The following is a 17,871-nucleotide window of genomic DNA, read 5'->3' on the forward strand; positions in this document are numbered from 1 at the left end:
CCGAAGTCTTCTCAACCCCTGACGTACTCACGCGGATCGCGTAATCGCTTCGGGGTTCCCCTGCGTGTGTGTCGCGCATGACGCGCGCCCCCAGTATGTCAGCATTCCCCGACGACCCCGCGCATACGGGCAGCCGTTGAGATTACGGGTGGTCGTCGTTCTTACGGGTAGCCTCACTCTGTACGGGTTGCAGTCATTTCTTCGTTACGGGTGGCCGGCGTTGTTACGGGTGGTCGTTCTCTTGCGGACAGTCGCATGGCTTACGGGGTAGCGGCCTGCCGATCGCGTACGGGCGGCGGCTTCTTCTTACGGGCAGCCTTGCCTCCGCCCGCACGACGACCACCCATAAGAGAGCGACCACCCGTAAGAACGATGATCGCCCGCAGCAGTGATGGCACCCCGTAAGCGAACGATCATGTGCTGGCGCAACGACTACCCATAAGAGAACAGCTACCCGTAAGAGAACAACTACCCGCAACGGCGATAGCTACCCGTAACGACAGCAGCTACCCATAACAGTGATGACTGCCAGCAACGACGACTACCCGTAAGAAATCCGCCGCCCGTAAGAACGACGGCTGCCCGTCAGAGAAGAGCAGCTGCCCGTAGATGACTACCCGTAAGAGAACAGCTGCCCGTAACGGCGACGACTACCCGTAGGAACGCCGACCGTCCGTAGACGATTTGCCGCTGGCATGCGGGGGATTTCGTATACTACTGGTATGAGATTGATCGGCAATATTCTGTGGCTCATCCTTGGCGGTCTGGAGATCGCGTTCGCGTGGCTCGTTGTCGCTCTTGTGCTGTGCATCACGATCGTCGGCATTCCACTCGGGGTCCAGGCGTTCAAGATGGCGAAGCTGACGCTGACGCCCTTCGGCACGCATGTCGTCTACGGCGGCGGTGCCGGATCGCTGCTGCTCAACATCATCTGGGTCGTGCTCGTCGGTCTGTGGATGGCGATCGGCTACTGCGTCGCCGGCCTGGTCAACTGCATCACGATCATCGGCGTGCCCTTCGGCATCCAGAGCTTCAAGATGGCCAAGCTGGCGCTGTGGCCCTTCGGCTCACAGATCATCTGAGACAGCCCAACCACATCCAACAGCGCAGGGGCGGCCCGCATCCCGTCATCGAGAAGCGGTCCGCCCCTGACCTTTTCCCCCGTCCGACCTTCCCCGCGCGTCACTCACCCGCGCCGACCGTCGACCGCCGATCAATAGCCGTGCGAATGCAGGTACGCGTCGTCGAATCCGAAGTAGTGCCCGATCTCGTGCAGCACCGTCTTCTGGATCTGCGTGATGAGTTCCTTGTGCGTGTGGCAGACGCGCTCGTGCGGGCCGCGGAAGATCGTGATGACGTCCGGCAGTTCGCCAGCGAAGCTGAACCCGCGTTTCGTGATCGGCGTGCCCTGATAGAGGCCGAGCAGTTCGCCGTGTTCGACGTGGGCCGACGCGAGCTGTTCCTTCGACGGTTCGTCGGCCGTCGTGATCGCGATGTTCTGCAGTGCATCCTTGAATTTCTGCGGCAGCCCCGCGATCGCCTCGCGCACGGCGGCGTCGAAGTCGCGCTTACTGATCTCCATCGTCGTCTCCTTCCATTCCCTGATATCCGCCGTCATCCTCGATGGCCGCGACCGCCGTCTCCACTTCGCGCAGTCGCACGCGCAGATCGCGTTCGATATCGACGCCGTCACGCCGTGCCTCGCGCACAATCCGCAGGATCCGGTCGGCGTAGTCGTCCGTAAGCGCGCTCGGCGCGTCGAAGGCGGCGTCCAACGCGTCCGCTCGCTCCGACTTGCCGATCCGCGAGACGACCTTCGCGGCGCGTGGCAGCGCTCCCTGCGCCTTCGAGATGCCGTCGAGCACCGATGCGCGCCGCTTCTCGCGTTGTTTCATCCGCTCCCACAGCGCAAGCGTGCCGTCGGCGTCGAGCGGCTGCGCCGTCTCGTCGTCGGGCGCAAACACCTGCGGATGACGTGTGATCAGCTTGTCGACGAGCCTGTCGCACACCTCGTCGAGGTCGAAGGGGTCGTCCGGATCCTCGGAGCACACCTGTGCCTGGAACACCGACTGCAGCAGCACGTCGCCGAGTTCCTCGCGCATGTTGTCGCGATCATCGGTTTCGACGGCGTCGACGTACTCGTAGGTCTCCTCGAGCAGCGGCTTGAGCAGCGACTCGTTCGTCTGCGCACCGTCCCACGGACAGCCGTCGGGACCGTGCAGGATTGCGACGAGCGCGCGCACGCGTCCGAACGCGTCCGGCGCGTCGCGCACGGGGTCGAGTTTCGAGCATCGTTCGTAGCCTTCCGGCAGCCGGTAGCCGCCGCCGGCGTCCTGATTGCGCGTATCCGCCATCGTTCAGTCGCGTCCGAGCGGGTTGACGCCCTCGTTCGCCGGCGACGTCTCGTTGTCGTAGACGAAGGCGTGCAAATGGTCGTCGAGCGCGTCGTCTTCGGCGTGCACTTCGGCGTCCTCCTTCGGCGTATGCGGCTCGTTGTCGAGCACGATCGACTCCGCGCGCCGCGTGAGTCCCGCCTTGTCGTAGAACGAGTAGTCGCATGCGCTGTCGGTGAACAGGAAGTAGCGTTCAACGCCTGCCTGATGGAAACGGTCGGTCATCCATTTAAACAGATGGGCGCCGACGCCCTTGCCGCGCATGTCCGGGCGCACAAGCAGCAACACGAGCTCGCCCTGATAGGCGTGGCCGTCCTTCTTCGCCTCGGCGATCATCCTCAGATTCGTGTCCTCGTAGCGTTTCATGTCGCGCAGCGCCTTGCGTCCGCGCGCCGACGTGAGCAGCGACGCGAGCAGCCGCATGTTGTGCACATGGTGGTCGTTGAGTCCGTTGCGGGTCTCATGCGAATCGATCCTGCCGAGCACGACGCCGACGATCTGCCCGTCGCTGACGGCCACCTGTGCGGCCGTCGCGCGGCCGAGGCAGTGCTCCAGATCGATTTCGGCGAGCTTCATCTCGAGTGCGTGATCCATCGTCGGATCGGTGTGCCATGCGTCGCACAGCATCTGCGTGATCGCCGGGTAATCCTCGCGGCGCAGCGTCCTATACGTGATTGCTTCGTTCATACCTCACATGCTACGCGCCGCACGCGCCGCCACGCCGTGATTCACCTTCCGGCGTGCGCGACATTGTCCGTCAGCACCCGCGTGCACGCTGTTGTCGCCGTCGACGTCACACGAGACGTCCGCAGGCGCCGTCGATGTCCCGCAGACGCCTGAGCAGACGGATGAGGACGCCGCTTTCGAGGCATTCGGCGAGGTATCCCTCGTTGCGGCGCTCGCGGTAGACGATCATCGTGACGAGCGCGTCGATGAGTTCGGCGTCGAGTGTGGAGACGTTGAGGATCGGGATTGACACGTCCTTGTCGAGCCCGTACCGGCGCAGTGTGCGCACGTAGTCGTGGTCACCCTGGTTGATGACGATGTCGATGAAGCTCAGGACGACCTCGTTGTAGACGCAGTATCCGACGTTGTGCATCGCGAGCGGCCCCTCGGTGAGGAACTCGACGTGGTAGAGCGGCTCCGACGGAGTCTCGAAGGGTTCGATGTACGAGGTGAGCCAGTCGTAACGTGGCCCGTCGGGCTCGTCCTCGCGTATCACGTCGATCACATCCGCGTAGTGGCCGAACCTGGCGCGGTCGATGTCCGCCGCGTCCGCCGTGCGCGTCATTGCACTGCCCTTGAGCTCCGTCGGGCTCGGCAGCGTGATGCGGAAGCGGTAGCGGCGCGCGATCTCGAGCACCATCGCGACGATGTGCGCGCACACGTGACGCGAGCGCGCGACATCGCAGGTGCAGACGACCTTCGCGACGACGTCGTGCCGCATGAGCAGATCCACCCGTTCCTCGTGTCCTCCGTCGCGCACGACGGCATGCCGTATGCCGAAGGACGTGTCGACGAGGTCGACGACGGCGTCCTCATCGAACAGCCGTGCGCCCGCCGCGAGCGCCTCCGGGCTCGACCATGACGCGAGTTCGCGCATGCCGCGGCCGATGATAATGCCCGATTCAATGAGACGCAGACGCGACTGGTTGCCGATGCGCAGCGTGGCGCGGCGTTCGTCGGGGATCTCAAGTTCGCGTTCGGCGGCCATTTCGATTGTGTCGTGCGCGTCATGGCGCCGGGGGTCGGCGTTGAGTTCGTTGATGCGCACGATGTCGGAGTTCTTGATCGCTGTGCCGGGGATGCGGTGCCAGGCACTGACGATCTGCAGCACCTTGGAGTCCTCGTACAGCACGATGAAGTTGCGTCCGATCGACGCGTACCACCATTCGTCGAGCGCGTTGTTGGCGACGTCCATCATCGCGTCCTTGGCGACCTTCCAGCTGGGCATGTGCCGCTCGTCGGTGTGGAACAGCTCGGCGAGGTTGGTGCGGAACGCCTGCGAGTACATGACGCCGCCGGTGACGCCAGAGGACATGAGCGCGCGGAACGACCGGTAGGTCACGGGCACCGACGCGATGTCGCACTGTTCGTAGACGGTGCCGGGTCCGTAGGTGATGAGCGGGTCGTCGCCGCGCAGCGAGCCGTCGAGCGTCGGGTATTCGCACAGCGTCATCGCGCCGCATTGCATGCACTGTTCGAAGACGCGGCCGCCGGGCAGCGTGACACCGGTGTCGAACTCGCAGTCGTAGTTGTAGTGGGCGAGCGACGACGATGGGATGAACCCGAACATCTGCGGACCTTGCGTGTCGAGTCCGTGCAGCGGCGCTCCACATACGCACTGTCTCCTGACCAAGCCTACCTCCTTCACCGGCCGACGACCGTAGGGGCATTATCCCTGTGACCCGCCTTTTGAGAAAATGATTATCAGCCTCCAGCAGAACAGGGAGCTCAATAGTCATCTTTTGCCATCTGTGATGGGTTTAGTATAGCATTCTGTTCTCTGATAGCGAACTGCACACGTTGATCGCGACACGCTCGCGACGGCGTCCGCAGGCATGCTGCAGACGCTTACGTAACCGTAGGAAGCACGGTCGTGCGACGGCTACGGCAGGGCGCATCGCGCATGGTTTTTGTATCAGCGACCGAGTAATCGTATATCTATGAGCGAAGACAACATCAAGCGCGTCGGACGCGCCGACGACGAAGTCACGAACGCGACGACGATCGTCAAGGAATATACGACCCCGCTGCACGAACCGATCGATCCGGACATCAACCTGTTCGATTTCCTCGCCCGTCGCGCCGAGCGCGACGCGGACGGCTCGATGGTGTGCTATAAGGACGACGCCGGCGCTTGGCAGACGTTCTCGGCCGCCGAGTTCCGCGACAAGGTCATCCAGATCGCGAAGGGACTCATCGGATGGGGCGCGCGCCCGGGCGAATCAATCGCGATCATCGCGCACACCCGCTGGGAATGGGTCGCGCTCGACCTGGCGATCATGGCGATCGGCTGCGTGACAGTCCCCGTCTACGAGACGAACTCCCCCGCGCAGATCCGCACCGTCTTCAACGACGCGTCGGTCGTGCTCGCGTTCGCCGAGGACGACGGCCAGCGCGACAAGGTCGAGTCCATCAACGCCGACGTCGCATCGCTGCGCGCGACCTACATCATCGAATCTGACGCCGTCGACGCAATCATCGCCTTCGGCGCGCATGTCGGCGACGACGAATTCGAGAAGCGGCGTAAGGCTGCGCATGGCGAGACGCTCGCGACGATCATCTACACCTCCGGATCGACCGGCACGCCCAAGGGCATTGAGATCAGCCACCGCAGCATGGCCGCCGAATGCATGCATGCGCTGCAGTACATGCCGCGCGCGATCGACATCCCCGACCGCCGTCTGCTGCTGTTCCTGCCGATGTCGCACGTCTTCGCGCGATTCATGACGATCGTCGCCTTCGCCGGCACGCTCACGCTCGGCCTGAGCAGCAACATGAAGACGATCATCAAGGACTTCGAATCCTTCGGCCCGACGCTGCTGCTCGCCGTGCCACGTGTGTTCGAGAAGGTGTACAACGCCGCCTCGCAGCGCGCCGGCAGCGGCTTCGCCGGACGCATGTTCCTGCGCGGCGTCAAGGCGGCGCAGAACTGGTCGTCCTACGAGCAGTCGGGCGAGAAGATGCCGCTGTCGGTCAGGATGAGGCACGCGTTCTACGATCGTGTCGTCTACAGGAAGATCCGCACCGTCTTCGGCCCGAATGCCGACTTCGCGATCACCGGCGGCGCGCCGATGGATCCCGACCTCGCGCACTTCTACAACGGCATCGGCATGCCGCTGCTCGAGGGCTACGGCATGACCGAGACCTGCGGACCGGTGAGCGTGAGCCTGCCGGAGAACAACCACATCGGCACGATCGGCCAGCCGCTGTGCGGAACGACGGTCGGCATCGCCGAGGACGGCGAGCTGTGCTTCCGCGGCGCGAGCGTGTGCATGGGCTACCACAACCAACCGGAGGTCACCGCGCAGCAGATCACCGACGGATGGCTGCACACCGGCGATCTCGGCGACGTCGACGAGGACGGCTTCATCACGCTCACCGGACGCAAGAAGGACCTCATCATCACCGCCGGCGGCAAGAACGTCTCCCCCGGCCAGCTCGAGACGACGGTCATGACGTCGCCGGTCGTCGCGCAGTGCCTCGTCATCGGCGACCGCAAGCCGTTCATCGCCGCACTTATCACGCTCGACCTCGACGACGCGAACGCATGGCTCACGTCGCAGGGCGCCGCGCCGGCCGCCTCCCTCGAGGAGCTGTCGAAGAACCCGATCGTCTACGCCGAGGTCGAACGCATCGTCAACAAGGCGAATGAAGGCGTCTCGCGCGCCGAATCGATCCGCAAGTTCGAGATTCTGCCCGACGAGTTCACGCAGGACAACGGCATGATCACGGCGAGCCTCAAGACGCGCCGCAAGCAGATCATCGACCACTACCGCAAGCTCATCGACACGGTCATCTACGTGCCGCGCAAGAAGTAAGCGCGCAGGCGACATCCGCTTGTCGTCGACGCCATATGCGAAGGCGCGCGGGTCCAGATGGGCCCGCGCGCCTTCGCATATGTGTAGCTGCAGACGCCGACGGTCAGCGGCGGAGCATGCGCTGCGAGCGGCGGCGGAAGGCGGCGAACAGCATGCACCACGAGGCCACGACGATAAGCAGCATGAGCGCGAAGGTCCACATGCCGCCGACCGCAGTCGCATGGGCGAAGCGCGGCGTGCCCTGAACACCCTCCCCCGCCTGCGCAATCGCGAACACCGTCGAGAAGAGCGTCGTGCCGGCGGCGCCGCCGAACTGCAGCGACGTGTTGAACACGGCGTTGCCGTCGGGGGAGAATTCGGGCGCGACGTCGTGCAACGCCGAGGTTAGGATGTTCGAATAGCCGAGCGCGTAGCCCACGCCGAACACGAAATACAGTCCGGCGAGCAGCGCTGGCGTCATATGCATCGAGCATGCGAGCATGAGCGCGAGCGCCACGATGCATGCGGCGAACGCGCACAGGATCGGCCGCGTCGCGCCGTAGCGGTCGTAGAACATGCCGCCGACCGGCGCGAAGAACGCGCCGATGAGCGCGCCCGGCAGCACGAGCAGGCCGGCGACGAGCGCCGTCGTGCCGAGCGAGAGCTGCGCGAGGTTCGTGATGACGTAGCCGAAGCCGATGCCGACCATGGGCATGAGCAGGTAGGCGGCCAGATGGAACAGGACGACGCGGTCGCGCATCCACCCCAGACGGATGAGCGGCGAATACGAGCGCCGCGTCGACCACACGAAGAACACGAGGGACGCGACGCCGACGACGAGCGCGACCGACGCGACGATGATGGTGGAGACGACGCGCCTGCCGGACACGGCGTCGCTGACGGCGACGCCCGCCTGATTGATCGCGAGGATGAGCGACGCCAGTCCGACGACGATCGCGAGGAACTGCAACGGGTTGAGTTTGACTTCCTCGAGCGGCCTGCGCTGGCGGATGCAGATCAGGCCGATCGGCAGCGAGACGAGCAGCACGACGGGGATGACGAAGACGAAGATGCTGCGCCACGGCAGCACGCTCGTCACGGCGCCGCCGACCGTCGGGCCGATCGCCGGCGCGACGGTGATGACGAGGGAGCCGACGCCCATGAGTCTGCCGACCTTCGCGCGTGGCGACTGCTGCAGGATGATGTTCATCATCAGCGGCGTCGCGACGCCCGATCCGACGCCCTGGATGACGCGCGCGAGCAGGATGACGGCGAAATTAGACGTGAAGATCATGATCGCCGAGCCGACGACGGCGAGGACGACGGCGGCCACGAAGGTCGAACGCATCGTGAAACGGCGGTTGAGGTACGAGGACAGCGGCATCGTGACGCCGACCGACAGCAGGTAGATCGTCGTGATCCACTGCACGGTCGCCATGTCGACGCCGAATTCCTCCATGAGCTGCGGGAACAGCACCGTCATGACCGTTTCGGTGAGGATGCCGATGAACGCGAGCGAACCCACCGCCACGATCGAGCCGATGAGGCGGCGCGGGATACGTTCGTCGGCCGCGTTCGGGGTGGTGCGGACGGCCTCTTGCGCTGCGGTGGTGGCGACGTTCGGGTTCCCTTCGCGCTCGGCGGTGTCGGTGAGTTTCGTCTGTTTCACGCTCAAAACGGGCATGCTCCTTCCCGTTTCTGCGCACCCCGCGACGGGGAACGCAGAAACGCCTCTGTCTGTGTTGCTGTTGCTGATCGCCGACAATGTCTGTCGATCGCCGGCGATGTCGCAGTCGTGACGACTATCGATGATCGGCCGTGCCATCGCGCATCGGCGACGCGCCCGGTGCGCCCGCCCTGTGCAGGATCGAGCGGATGGCCTCGAGACGCGGCCCGAGCTCGTGCTCGTAGCCTCTGTCATTGGGATGATAGTACTCGCGTCCCACCAGTTCGTCAGGCATGTACTGCTGCGCGGCGACGGCGCCGGGGGCGTCGTGCGCGTACTGGTAGCCGCGGTGATTGCCCCAGCTCTCCATCAGCTTCGTCGGCGCGTTGCGCAGATGCAGCGGCACCTGCCCGATGCGGCCGGCATCGACGTCCGCGAGCGCCGCGTCGATCGCCAGATAGCTCGCGTTCGACTTCGGCGCCGTCGCCACGGCAAGCGCGGCCTCCGAGAGGATGATCCTCGCCTCGGGCATGCCGATCATCGCCACCGCCTGCGCGGCGGCGACGGTGACCTGCAGGATCTGCGGCGCGGCCATGCCCACCTCCTCGGCGGCGGCGATCATGATGCGCCGGGCGATGAACCTCGGGTCCTCCCCCGCGCGGATCATCCGCGCCAGATAGTGCAGGGTGGCGTCCGGATCCGATCCTCGCATCGATTTGATGAACGCGGAGACGACGTCGTAGTGGTCGTCGCCGTCCTTGTCGTAGCGCACGGTGGCGGCGTCCATGACCTGCGCGACGACCTGCGGCGTGATGACCGGCTTGGACCTGTGTGACCCGCCTGCGGCATGCTGCGGCTCGTCGAGCGCGCCGGCGGCGGCCTCGAGTATCGTCAGCGATTTCCTTGCATCGCCGCCCGCCATGCGGATGATGTCGTCGAGCGCCGCGTCGTCGAGCGTGACCTTGCCGTCGAGTCCGCGCGGGTCGTCGACGGCGCGCGTGACGACCTGTTTGAGTTCGTCCGCCTCGAGCGATTCGAGCTTGACGACGACCGAGCGGCTCAGCAGCGGCTTGATCACCGAGAAGCTCGGGTTTTCGGTCGTGGCCGCGATGAACGTGACGTCGCGGTTCTCGACGCTCGGCAGCAGTGCGTCCTGCTGGGATTTGGAGAAGCGATGCACCTCGTCGATGAACAGGACCGTCTCCTTGCCTTCCGTCACGAGCCGTTCGTGGGCGCGCGCGAGCACGGCGCGCACGTCCTTGACGCCGGAGGTGACGGCGGACAGTTCCTCGAAGACACGTCCCGATTGCTGCGCGACGATATAGGCGAGCGTCGTCTTGCCCACGCCGGGCGGCCCGAACAGGATGATGGAGCTCGGCGCCGTCAACGATCCGCGCGACGCGGGGTCGGCGAGTCTGCGCAGCGGCGAGCCCTGCGCGAGTACGCGTCGCTGTCCGACGACGTCGTCGAGCGTCGTCGGACGCATCCGCACGGCGAGCGGCCGCACGAGTTCATCATCGGCATCGGCGGCCGAGAACAGGTCTTCCGTCATGACCTCCAGTCTAACGTCTTTTGCTTCGAACATTTGTTCGACACGCTGTCGCTGCGGCCGCGCCGCGCCTCGCATTAGACTGGACGATATGACGGATGCAACGAAGTACGGTTCCCTCGGCGAGCTCGCGCCGAGCTGGGGTTCGCATATGGAGCCCCTGAGCGACGACGAGATCTACGAGCGTTTCTTCACGTGGGTCAACGACGTCAAAGGCATCGAGCCATGGCCGCATCAGGAGGAGGCAATCATGGACCTGCTCGCCGGCGACCACGTGATCCTCAACACGCCCACCGGCTCGGGCAAGTCGCTCGTGGCGCTCGGCATGCACTTCGCCGCGCTGTGCACCGGCAGGCGCTCCTACTACACGGCACCGATCAAGGCACTCGTCTCCGAGAAGTTCTTCGACCTCGTCGAGGTGTTCGGCCGCGACAACGTCGGCATGATCACCGGCGACTCCCACATCAACGCCGAGGCGCCGATCATCTGCTGCACGGCGGAGATCCTCGCGAACCAGGCGCTGCGCGAGGGCGTGCACGCGGACATCGGCTGCGTCGCGATGGACGAGTTCCATTTCTACGGCGATCCCGAACGCGGCTGGGCGTGGCAGGTGCCGTTGCTCACACTGCCGCAGACGCAGTTCCTGCTGATGAGCGCCACGCTTGGCGACGTGTCCGCGATTGCGGACAAGCTCGAGATGATGACCGACGCCGACGTCGACGTCATCGCCGATGCGCCGCGCCCGGTGCCCCTCTCCTACGAGTACACGCTCAACCCGCTCGAGAAGACCGTCGAACTGGCCATCGACAAGCATGAGACGCCGGTCTACGTCGTGCACTTCTCGCAGGACGCCGCCCTCGACACCGCGCAATCGCTCGCGAGCGCCGGCGTCTCCAGCAAGGAGCAGCGCAAGGCGATTGCCGAGGCCATCGCCGGCACGAAGTTCACGACGGCGTTCGGCAAGATCCTCAAGCGGCTGCTGTCCAACGGCGTCGGCATCCACCACGCCGGCATGCTCCCGCGCTACCGGCGTCTCGTCGAACAGCTCGCGCAGAAGGGCCTGCTGCCGGTGATCTGCGGCACCGACACGCTCGGTGTCGGCATCAACGTGCCGATCCATTCCGTCGTGCTCACCCAGCTCACGAAGTTCGACGGCTCGCATATGCGCCGTCTGCGCGCCCGCGAATTCCATCAGATCGCAGGCCGCGCCGGCCGCAGCGGCTTCGACACCGAGGGCCTCGTCATCGCCGAAGCTCCCGAATACGAGATCGAGAACGCGAAAGCCGTCACGAAGGCCGGGGACGATCCGAAGAAGCTGCGCAAGATCAAACGCAAGAAGGCACCTGAGGGGTTCGTGACGTGGAACGAGCAGACCTTCGACAAGCTGATCGACGTGGCCCCCGAGACGCTTGTCCCCCAGATGCGCATCACCCATGCGATGGTCCTCAACGAGGTCGAGCAGGGTGGAGACGCGCGCCGGCGCATCGATGCGCTCATCGACGACTCTCAGCAGACACCCGAGCAGAAGGACCAGCTGCACACGCGCGCCGACGAGATCTTCACGACGCTGTTCGACACCGACGTCATCGAGACCGAGGATCGCCCCGACGGTGGCAAGGACTACTACCTGACGGTGGACGTGCCACGCGATTTCGCGCTCGACCAGCCACTGAGCCCGTTCTTGCTCGCCGCGCTCGAACTGCTCGACCCGGACAGCGAGACCTACGCGCTCGACGTGATCTCGATGGTCGAGGCGACACTCGAGGATCCCAAGCAGGTGCTGCGCGCGCAGGAACGTCAAGCGCGCGACGCCGCGATGGCGGACATGAAGGCGGACGGCGTCGACTACGACGAGCGCATGGAACGCATCCAGGAGATCACCTATCCGAAGCCTCTGGCACAGCTGCTCGACGCCGCCTTCGCCACGTACCGCCATGATGTGCCGTGGGCGAACGACTACTGGCTGCGCCCGAAGTCGGTCGTGCGCGACATGGTCGAGACGGCCTCCGACTTCACCGGATACATCACCCGCTACAACATCGCGCGGTCCGAGGGCACGCTGCTGCGCTACCTGTCCGACGCCTACCGCGTGCTATCGCGCACGGTGCCCCCGGAGAAACGCGACGAGCGGCTCGACGACATCATCGCTTGGCTGCGCGTCGTCGTCCGTTCGATTGATTCGAGCCTCGTGGACGAATGGGAGAACGCCGGGCGTCTCGACGCCGGCGAGGCGGCGACGCTCGCCGCGCCGGCCACGGCGGACGCCGTCGTCGAGGACCGCCGCGGCCTGACCGTGCTCGTGCGCAACGCGCTGTTCCGCCGCGTCCAGCTCATCGACCTCGACGATCCGGAGGCGCTCGGCGCGCTCGACAAGGATTGGCATTACGGCGTGCACGAATGGGAGGACGTGCTCGACGCGTTCTACGATGAGCACGAATACGTCGCCACCGACATGAAGGCGCGCAGCGGCGAGTTCTTCATCATCGACGACCGCGACGAGAAGCGCGGCCACACGTGGACAGTGCGGCAGATCCTCGATGATTCCGACGGCGACCACGACTGGGCGATCACCGGCGTCGTCGATCTGGACGCCACGCAGGAGCAGGGCGAAGTCGTCTTCCGAGACTACAGCGTCAGGAACATGACCGAATCCGAGTGAGGCGCGCCCGCGTACAACGATCGGTGTGCGCGACGACTGCAACGGCTGCTGCTGCAACAGCTACGAAGACTGGAACAGCTGCAACAGCGGCAGCGGCGATCGGAGCGCGGACTCGGCTCACGAATCCGCGTTGAGTCGACGGATCGCCTCGTCGCGATCCACGTCGAGCGGCGGCCACGTCATGTTGAAGTTCTTCATCGTCGTGCGCAGCAGTTCGGAAACGACGATGCGCGAATACCAGCGTTCGTCGGCGGGCACGAGATACCACGGCGCATACGAGGTGCTCGTGCGTTCGAACACGTCCTGCCATGCGGCCATGTACTCGTCCCAGCGGTCGCGCGCGTCGAGGTCGCTCGGATCGAACTTCCAGTATTTGCGCGGATCATCAAGACGGTCGAGGAAATGCTTGCGCTGCGCCTCCTTACTGGAGACGAGGAAGATCTTGATGATCGCGCATCCGCTGGCGACGAGGTCGCGTTCGAAGGCGTTGATTTCGCCGTAGCGTTCCTGCCACACCTCCTGCGGCACGGTCCCGTAGATGTGCGGCATGACGATGTCCTCGTACTGCGAACGGTCGAAGATCGAGATCCAGCCGTTCGCCGGCAGCTCCTTGCGGATGCGCCACAGATAGTCGTGCCGCTGCTCCTGCGGCGTGGGTGCGCCGAAGCCATGGTAGTGGATGCCCATCGGGTCGACCTGACTGAACACATGACGGACGATGCCGCCCTTGCCGGAGGCGTCCATGCCTTGCAGCACGATGAGCAGCCGATGATGGTCGCCGCGTATGCCGTTGGCGTACATGAGCCGCTGATAGCGGGCGATTTCGGTGGCGCTCAGCGCGATGAACCGTTCGCCGTCGTTCTGGTCGCCGTCGAATCCAGGGGTCGAGCCGGCGTCAATGGCGGTGAGTTCGGTGTTCGCCGAGAACCGAAGCCGCTGCGCCGGAGGCAGCGTCCACACCGAGCTGAGCATGTCGCTGGATTTGGCCGCGCGCGCAAGACGTTCGGTGATCGTATCGGCGGCTTCGACGTCCTGTGCATGCGAGGCGATCCGCTTCATCGTCTTCTTGATGTTCTTCGACTGCTTGTCTTTCGCCATACCCCAAGTCTACCGCCGTCCCCTTTCCCCCCTCTTCCTTACTGTCAGCACTCCATTCTTACCGGCAGCCACCCTTACGGACAGTGCCACCCTTACGCGCACCACTCCATTCGTCCTTACGGGCAGCATCGGTCACGTTCGACGCCGACGCTTCATTATCGGCAGCGCATCATCGCAATCGACACCTGCATCCGCTACCAAAGCGAATGCCCGTAACGACGTGCTGCCCGTAACAACACGACTGCCCATAACGACGAAGGCGGCCACGGGCAGAGCGGGAAACAGATTCCTTTTCCAACCGTGGCCGCCTTACGACCGTGGTGCACGCAGCCGCGTCACGACCTTCCGGAGCCCGGCTTCATGCGGCCGCCGAGACCCTTGAGGTGGTGCTGATGGCCGTCCTTGGCGACCTGGCTTTGCGGCTGCGTCTCGTCGTAGCCCTGCGTGTAGCGCGTACGCCTCCAATTGTGAATCGACGCGTTCGTGCCGCGGTGATGCACATGGTAGAGACGCTGCGAACCGCCCAACGGACGCTCCTCGCGCGCGACGGCGATCTGGTTGACGTTCGACGGGTCGAGGATCGCGATCGGCGCGACCGGCTCGGCCTCGGTGGGCGCCATCGTGCGCTGCTGCATGCGCACAGGCAGCCATTCGGCGAGCCTCGACAGCAGCCAACAGAGGATGAAGTAGATGACGCCGGCCACGACGAGCGTCTGCAGGATGTTGAAGTACATCGAACCCAGTCGACGCGACTCCTGCAGCAGATCGGTGTACATGATGATCGAGCCGAGCGCCGTGTCCTTGAGCACGACGACGAGCTGCGTGACCGCCGCCGGCATCATCGCGTAGATCGCCTGCGGCACTTCAACGCTCAGCAGCGACTGCGTGCGCGTCAGGCCGAGCGCGACGGCCGCCTCATGCTGCCCGTTGGGAAGGTTGCCGACGCCAGAGCGCACAAGCTCGGCGACGACCGAGCCGTTGTACAGCACGAGCGAGATGACGACCGCCCAATACGCCGGGCTCGGCAGATCCATGAACGCGAACCAACGCCAGAAGAAAATCATCATGATGAGCACCGGCACGGCACGGCAGAATTCGATGACGACGCCGCACACACCACGCACGAGCGCGTTCGGGATCAGTCGTCCCACGCCGAACAGCAGACCGAAGACGACGGCGCCGATCACGGCGAGGAACGTCGCGCGCAGCGTCGCCCACAGGCCGGGCAGATAGAAGTCGGCCCATGCCTCGCCGTCGAGCGCCGGCTTCCACAGCTCCCAGCTGAGCTGGTTCTCGCCGTCCGGCGGATTGTGCAGCCGCATGATGATGAGGACGGCAATCGCGATGAACACGATCGCGGCGCTCCAGTTGATGATCTTGATCCTCTTGAGCATCCTCGGACCGGGCTGGTCGAAGAGCAGTGCGCTTTCATTTGCGGCCATGACTCACCTCCGAACCGCGAGCTTGTTGGACAGGAACGTCGTCAGCAGACCGATCGGGATGATCAGGATGACGTAACCGAACGCGAAGATCAGGAAGATCTGGATGATGACGTCCGGACGGAACTCAATCATCTCGCTCATCAGCGACGAGGTTTCGGTGGCGACCGACGCCGCCGCCGCGACCGTCGAGTTCTTGAGCAGCGCGATGAGCGTGTTGCCGAGCGGCGCGACGGAGCCGCGCAGCGCCTGCGGCATGATGATGAGCGTCGCCGACTGCATGAAGTTGAGTCCCATCGCGCGTGCCGCCTCCGCTTGGCCGAGCGGCACCGTGTTGATACCGCTGCGCAGCGATTCGCAGACGAACGCCGCCGTGTACAGCGACAGGCCGACGACGGCGAGCCAGAAGAAGTTCGTCTCGAAGTTGTCGGAGAAGCTCAGCTTGAGCTGCGCGAACGCGCCGAGCACCATGAAGACCATGATGATCGTCAGCGGCATGTTCTTGAAGAACTCGACGTAGCCGCCGGCGACGTGGCGCATGGACGCGATCGGCGAGATGCGCATGAGCACGAGGACGATGCCGAGGATCGCCGAGAACAGCGCCGACCAGAACGTCAGTTCGAGGTTGACGAGGAACGCGGCCGGTATGTTGTACTGCTGGAACAGCGAGATGAATCCCTCCATGTCACTCCCCCTCGTCCGGTTTCGGCGGATTGTACTTCGGGTTCGGTTTGTAGCCGGTGCCTTCGGTCGCGCTTTCGATCGCGCGCTCCCATTCGCCGGTCTTCTCCATGTCCTCGATGGCCGCGTTGATCTTCGTCGCGAACTCCTTGGAATCGGCGTCCTTCTTGATGCCGACGCCGTAGTATTCCTCGGTGAACGGCTTGCCGACGACCTTGAGCTTGCCGCGCGACGCCGAGGCGAGGCCCGCGAGGATGATGTCGTCGGTCGTCACGGCGTCGACGATGCCGGAGAGCAGCGCCGTCGCGCATTCCGCGTAGCCCGGCTGCTCCATGAGCTGCACCTCCTTGGCGAATTTCTCCTTGACGACCTTCGCCGACGTCGATCCGGTGACCGAGCACAGGCGTTTGCCGTTGAGGTCCTGCGGTCCCTTGATCGAGTCGTCGTTCGCGCGGACCATGAGATCCTGTCCGGCCACGAAGTACGGGCCAGCGAAATCGACCGCCTTCTTGCGTTCGTCAGTGATCGAATATGTGGCGAGGATCATGTCGACGTCGCCGTTCTGCAGCATCGCCTCGCGCTGCTTGCTCGGCGCCTCCTTGAACACGATCTGCGAATCGGTGTAGCCCAGCTGGTTCGCGATGTAGCGGGCCACGTCCACGTCGAATCCCTCATAGGTGCCCGACTTCTTGAATCCGAGTCCCGGCTGGTCGAATTTGATGCCGACCTTGATGACGTCGCCATCGTCTGCGCTGCTCGATCCGCATGCCGCCACCCCCGCGGCGCACGCGAGCGCACACAGCGCGGCGAGCCCTTTGCGCAGCAGTGTGCGCATGGTTGTTCGTTGGGTCATTGTTCCTTCTTTGCTTGCTTTCCTTCGCCGGGCCGCCCGCTCCTCCCGCCGGCGTCGCCGGCGTCGTGTGCGGACACCGACGCGCGGCGTCAGTGGGTGAGGATCTTCGACAGGAAGTCCTTCGCGCGTTCCGTCTGCGGATGTTCGAAGAACTCGTCCGGCGTGCCGCGTTCGAGGATCTGCCCGTCGGCCATGAAGATGATGCGGTCGGCGGCCTTGCGCGCGAAGCCCATCTCATGGGTGACGCACAGCATCGTCATGCCTTCGTGGGCGAGTTCGACCATGACGTCGAGCACTTCGTTGACCATTTCCGGATCGAGCGCCGACGTCGGCTCATCGAAGAGCATGACCTTCGGGTGCATCGCGAGCGCACGCGCGATCGCGACGCGCTGCTGCTGGCCACCGGAGAGCTGCGACGGCATCTTGTTCGCCTGGGAGTCGACGCCGACGCGCGCAAGGAGGTCCATCGCTTCGCGTTCCGCCTGCGTGCGGTCCATGTGGCGCACCTTGATCGGCGCAAGCGTCACGTTGTCGAGAATCGTCTTGTTCGCGAAGAGGTTGAAGGACTGGAAGACCATGCCGACTTCGGCGCGCAGCTGCGCGAGCGCGCGTCCTTCCTTCGGCAGCGGCTGTCCGTCGATGCGGATGACGCCCGAATCGATCGTCTCGAGACGGTTGATCGTGCGGCACATCGTCGATTTTCCGGAGCCGGAGGGGCCGACGATGACGAGCACTTCGCCCTTTTTGACTTTGAGATTGATGTCGCGCAGCACGTGCAGATTGCCGAAGTGCTTCTCCACGTGCTCGAGTTCGACGAGGTAGCGGTCGTCGCCCTGCGCGCCCTGTTGTGTTGCTGTAGTTGCTGTCATAGGCGCACAGTCTAAGGTTTGCGTGTTTCAAATGGCAAACGCAATAAGGAACGTTCGCCGATTCCGAATCTTTTTTAGTCAGATCGTGGAATGTTGTATCATTACCCGCTCTGTGCGGATGGGCGCGCCGATGAGGGACGG

The 17,871-nt window shown here is 64.5% G+C and carries 14 protein-coding genes; 3 read left to right on the forward strand and 11 right to left on the reverse strand.

Features of this window, described 5'->3' with window-relative positions:
- Positions 1-722: 722 nt before the first annotated feature.
- Positions 723-1,082 (forward strand): YccF domain-containing protein, encoded by a 360-nt coding sequence (locus tag G606_RS0100825; protein ID WP_026644405.1) that lies wholly within the window; start codon positions 723-725, stop codon positions 1,080-1,082.
- 131 nt (positions 1,083-1,213) lie between these two features.
- Here the strand turns inward: G606_RS0100825 and G606_RS0100830 are convergent, their stop codons facing one another.
- From G606_RS0100830 to G606_RS0100845, 4 genes are all read right to left on the reverse strand, one after another.
- On the reverse strand, positions 1,214-1,582 hold the full coding sequence (locus G606_RS0100830) for a metallopeptidase family protein (protein ID WP_026644406.1): 369 nt from the start codon (positions 1,580-1,582) through the stop codon (positions 1,214-1,216).
- Complete coding sequence (locus G606_RS09345) at positions 1,569-2,354, reverse strand: MazG nucleotide pyrophosphohydrolase domain-containing protein (protein WP_051198280.1); 786 nt, start codon at positions 2,352-2,354, stop codon at positions 1,569-1,571. The genes G606_RS0100830 and G606_RS09345 overlap by 14 nt, the downstream gene beginning before the upstream one ends.
- Positions 2,355-2,357: 3 nt before the next feature.
- Positions 2,358-3,080: a GNAT family N-acetyltransferase gene (locus G606_RS0100840; RefSeq protein WP_026644407.1), complete on the reverse strand. Its 723-nt coding sequence runs from the start codon at positions 3,078-3,080 to the stop codon at positions 2,358-2,360.
- Between the two features lie 106 nt (positions 3,081-3,186).
- Positions 3,187-4,752, reverse strand: coding sequence for a DUF6508 domain-containing protein (locus G606_RS0100845; protein ID WP_026644408.1), 1,566 nt, complete (start codon positions 4,750-4,752; stop codon positions 3,187-3,189).
- A gap of 307 nt (positions 4,753-5,059) precedes the next feature.
- Here G606_RS0100845 and G606_RS0100850 point away from each other — a divergent pair, with 307 nt between their 5' ends.
- Positions 5,060-6,937 carry an AMP-dependent synthetase/ligase gene (locus G606_RS0100850; RefSeq protein ID WP_051198281.1) on the forward strand — a complete coding sequence of 626 codons (1,878 nt, stop codon included), beginning with the start codon at positions 5,060-5,062 and terminating at the stop codon, positions 6,935-6,937.
- A 103-nt stretch (positions 6,938-7,040) separates the two neighbouring features.
- Here G606_RS0100850 and G606_RS0100855 read toward each other — a convergent pair whose 3' ends face one another.
- On the reverse strand, positions 7,041-8,474 hold the full coding sequence (locus G606_RS0100855; RefSeq protein ID WP_026644410.1) for an MFS transporter: 1,434 nt from the start codon (positions 8,472-8,474) through the stop codon (positions 7,041-7,043).
- Positions 8,475-8,718: 244 nt separating this feature from the next.
- Positions 8,719-10,134, reverse strand: coding sequence for a replication-associated recombination protein A (locus G606_RS09350; protein ID WP_051198284.1), 1,416 nt, complete (start codon positions 10,132-10,134; stop codon positions 8,719-8,721).
- 88 nt (positions 10,135-10,222) lie between these two features.
- Here G606_RS09350 and G606_RS0100865 point away from each other — a divergent pair, with 88 nt between their 5' ends.
- The gene (locus tag G606_RS0100865) at positions 10,223-12,790 is read left to right on the forward strand and encodes a DEAD/DEAH box helicase (RefSeq protein ID WP_026644411.1); all 2,568 of its coding nucleotides are present in this window, start codon (positions 10,223-10,225) and stop codon (positions 12,788-12,790) included.
- Between the two features lie 117 nt (positions 12,791-12,907).
- Here G606_RS0100865 and G606_RS0100870 read toward each other — a convergent pair whose 3' ends face one another.
- From G606_RS0100870 to G606_RS0100890, 5 genes are all read right to left on the reverse strand, one after another.
- Positions 12,908-13,888 carry a PPK2 family polyphosphate kinase gene (locus tag G606_RS0100870; protein WP_026644412.1) on the reverse strand — a complete coding sequence of 327 codons (981 nt, stop codon included), beginning with the start codon at positions 13,886-13,888 and terminating at the stop codon, positions 12,908-12,910.
- Positions 13,889-14,223: 335 nt separating this feature from the next.
- Positions 14,224-15,330: an amino acid ABC transporter permease gene (locus tag G606_RS0100875; protein ID WP_026644413.1), complete on the reverse strand. Its 1,107-nt coding sequence runs from the start codon at positions 15,328-15,330 to the stop codon at positions 14,224-14,226.
- A gap of 3 nt (positions 15,331-15,333) precedes the next feature.
- A complete protein-coding gene (locus G606_RS0100880; RefSeq protein WP_026644414.1) occupies positions 15,334-16,011 on the reverse strand; it encodes an amino acid ABC transporter permease in 678 nt (225 codons plus the stop codon).
- A 1-nt stretch (position 16,012) separates the two neighbouring features.
- Positions 16,013-16,861 (reverse strand): glutamate ABC transporter substrate-binding protein, encoded by an 849-nt coding sequence (locus tag G606_RS0100885; RefSeq protein ID WP_026644415.1) that lies wholly within the window; start codon positions 16,859-16,861, stop codon positions 16,013-16,015.
- Between the two features lie 89 nt (positions 16,862-16,950).
- Positions 16,951-17,730, reverse strand: coding sequence for an amino acid ABC transporter ATP-binding protein (locus G606_RS0100890; RefSeq protein WP_026644416.1), 780 nt, complete (start codon positions 17,728-17,730; stop codon positions 16,951-16,953).
- Positions 17,731-17,871 lie beyond the last annotated feature (141 nt).

It is taken from the genome of Bifidobacterium sp. AGR2158, from assembly GCF_000424225.1.
In the GTDB taxonomy this organism is placed as follows: Bacteria; Actinomycetota; Actinomycetes; order Actinomycetales; family Bifidobacteriaceae; genus Bifidobacterium; species Bifidobacterium anseris.

Coding starts and splice junctions, on each gene's coding strand:
- G606_RS0100880 (WP_026644414.1), bottom strand. CDS start 16,011: ATGGAGGGATTCATCTCGCTGTTCCAGCAGTACAACATACCGGCCGCG.
- G606_RS0100870 (WP_026644412.1), bottom strand. CDS start 13,888: ATGGCGAAAGACAAGCAGTCGAAGAACATCAAGAAGACGATGAAGCGG.
- G606_RS0100840 (WP_026644407.1), bottom strand. CDS start 3,080: ATGAACGAAGCAATCACGTATAGGACGCTGCGCCGCGAGGATTACCCG.
- G606_RS0100865 (WP_026644411.1), top strand. CDS start 10,223: ATGACGGATGCAACGAAGTACGGTTCCCTCGGCGAGCTCGCGCCGAGC.
- G606_RS09350 (WP_051198284.1), bottom strand. CDS start 10,134: ATGACGGAAGACCTGTTCTCGGCCGCCGATGCCGATGATGAACTCGTG.
- G606_RS0100825 (WP_026644405.1), top strand. CDS start 723: ATGAGATTGATCGGCAATATTCTGTGGCTCATCCTTGGCGGTCTGGAG.
- G606_RS0100850 (WP_051198281.1), top strand. CDS start 5,060: ATGAGCGAAGACAACATCAAGCGCGTCGGACGCGCCGACGACGAAGTC.
- G606_RS0100875 (WP_026644413.1), bottom strand. CDS start 15,330: ATGGCCGCAAATGAAAGCGCACTGCTCTTCGACCAGCCCGGTCCGAGG.
- G606_RS0100830 (WP_026644406.1), bottom strand. CDS start 1,582: ATGGAGATCAGTAAGCGCGACTTCGACGCCGCCGTGCGCGAGGCGATC.
- G606_RS0100890 (WP_026644416.1), bottom strand. CDS start 17,730: ATGACAGCAACTACAGCAACACAACAGGGCGCGCAGGGCGACGACCGC.
- G606_RS09345 (WP_051198280.1), bottom strand. CDS start 2,354: ATGGCGGATACGCGCAATCAGGACGCCGGCGGCGGCTACCGGCTGCCG.
- G606_RS0100885 (WP_026644415.1), bottom strand. CDS start 16,861: ATGACCCAACGAACAACCATGCGCACACTGCTGCGCAAAGGGCTCGCC.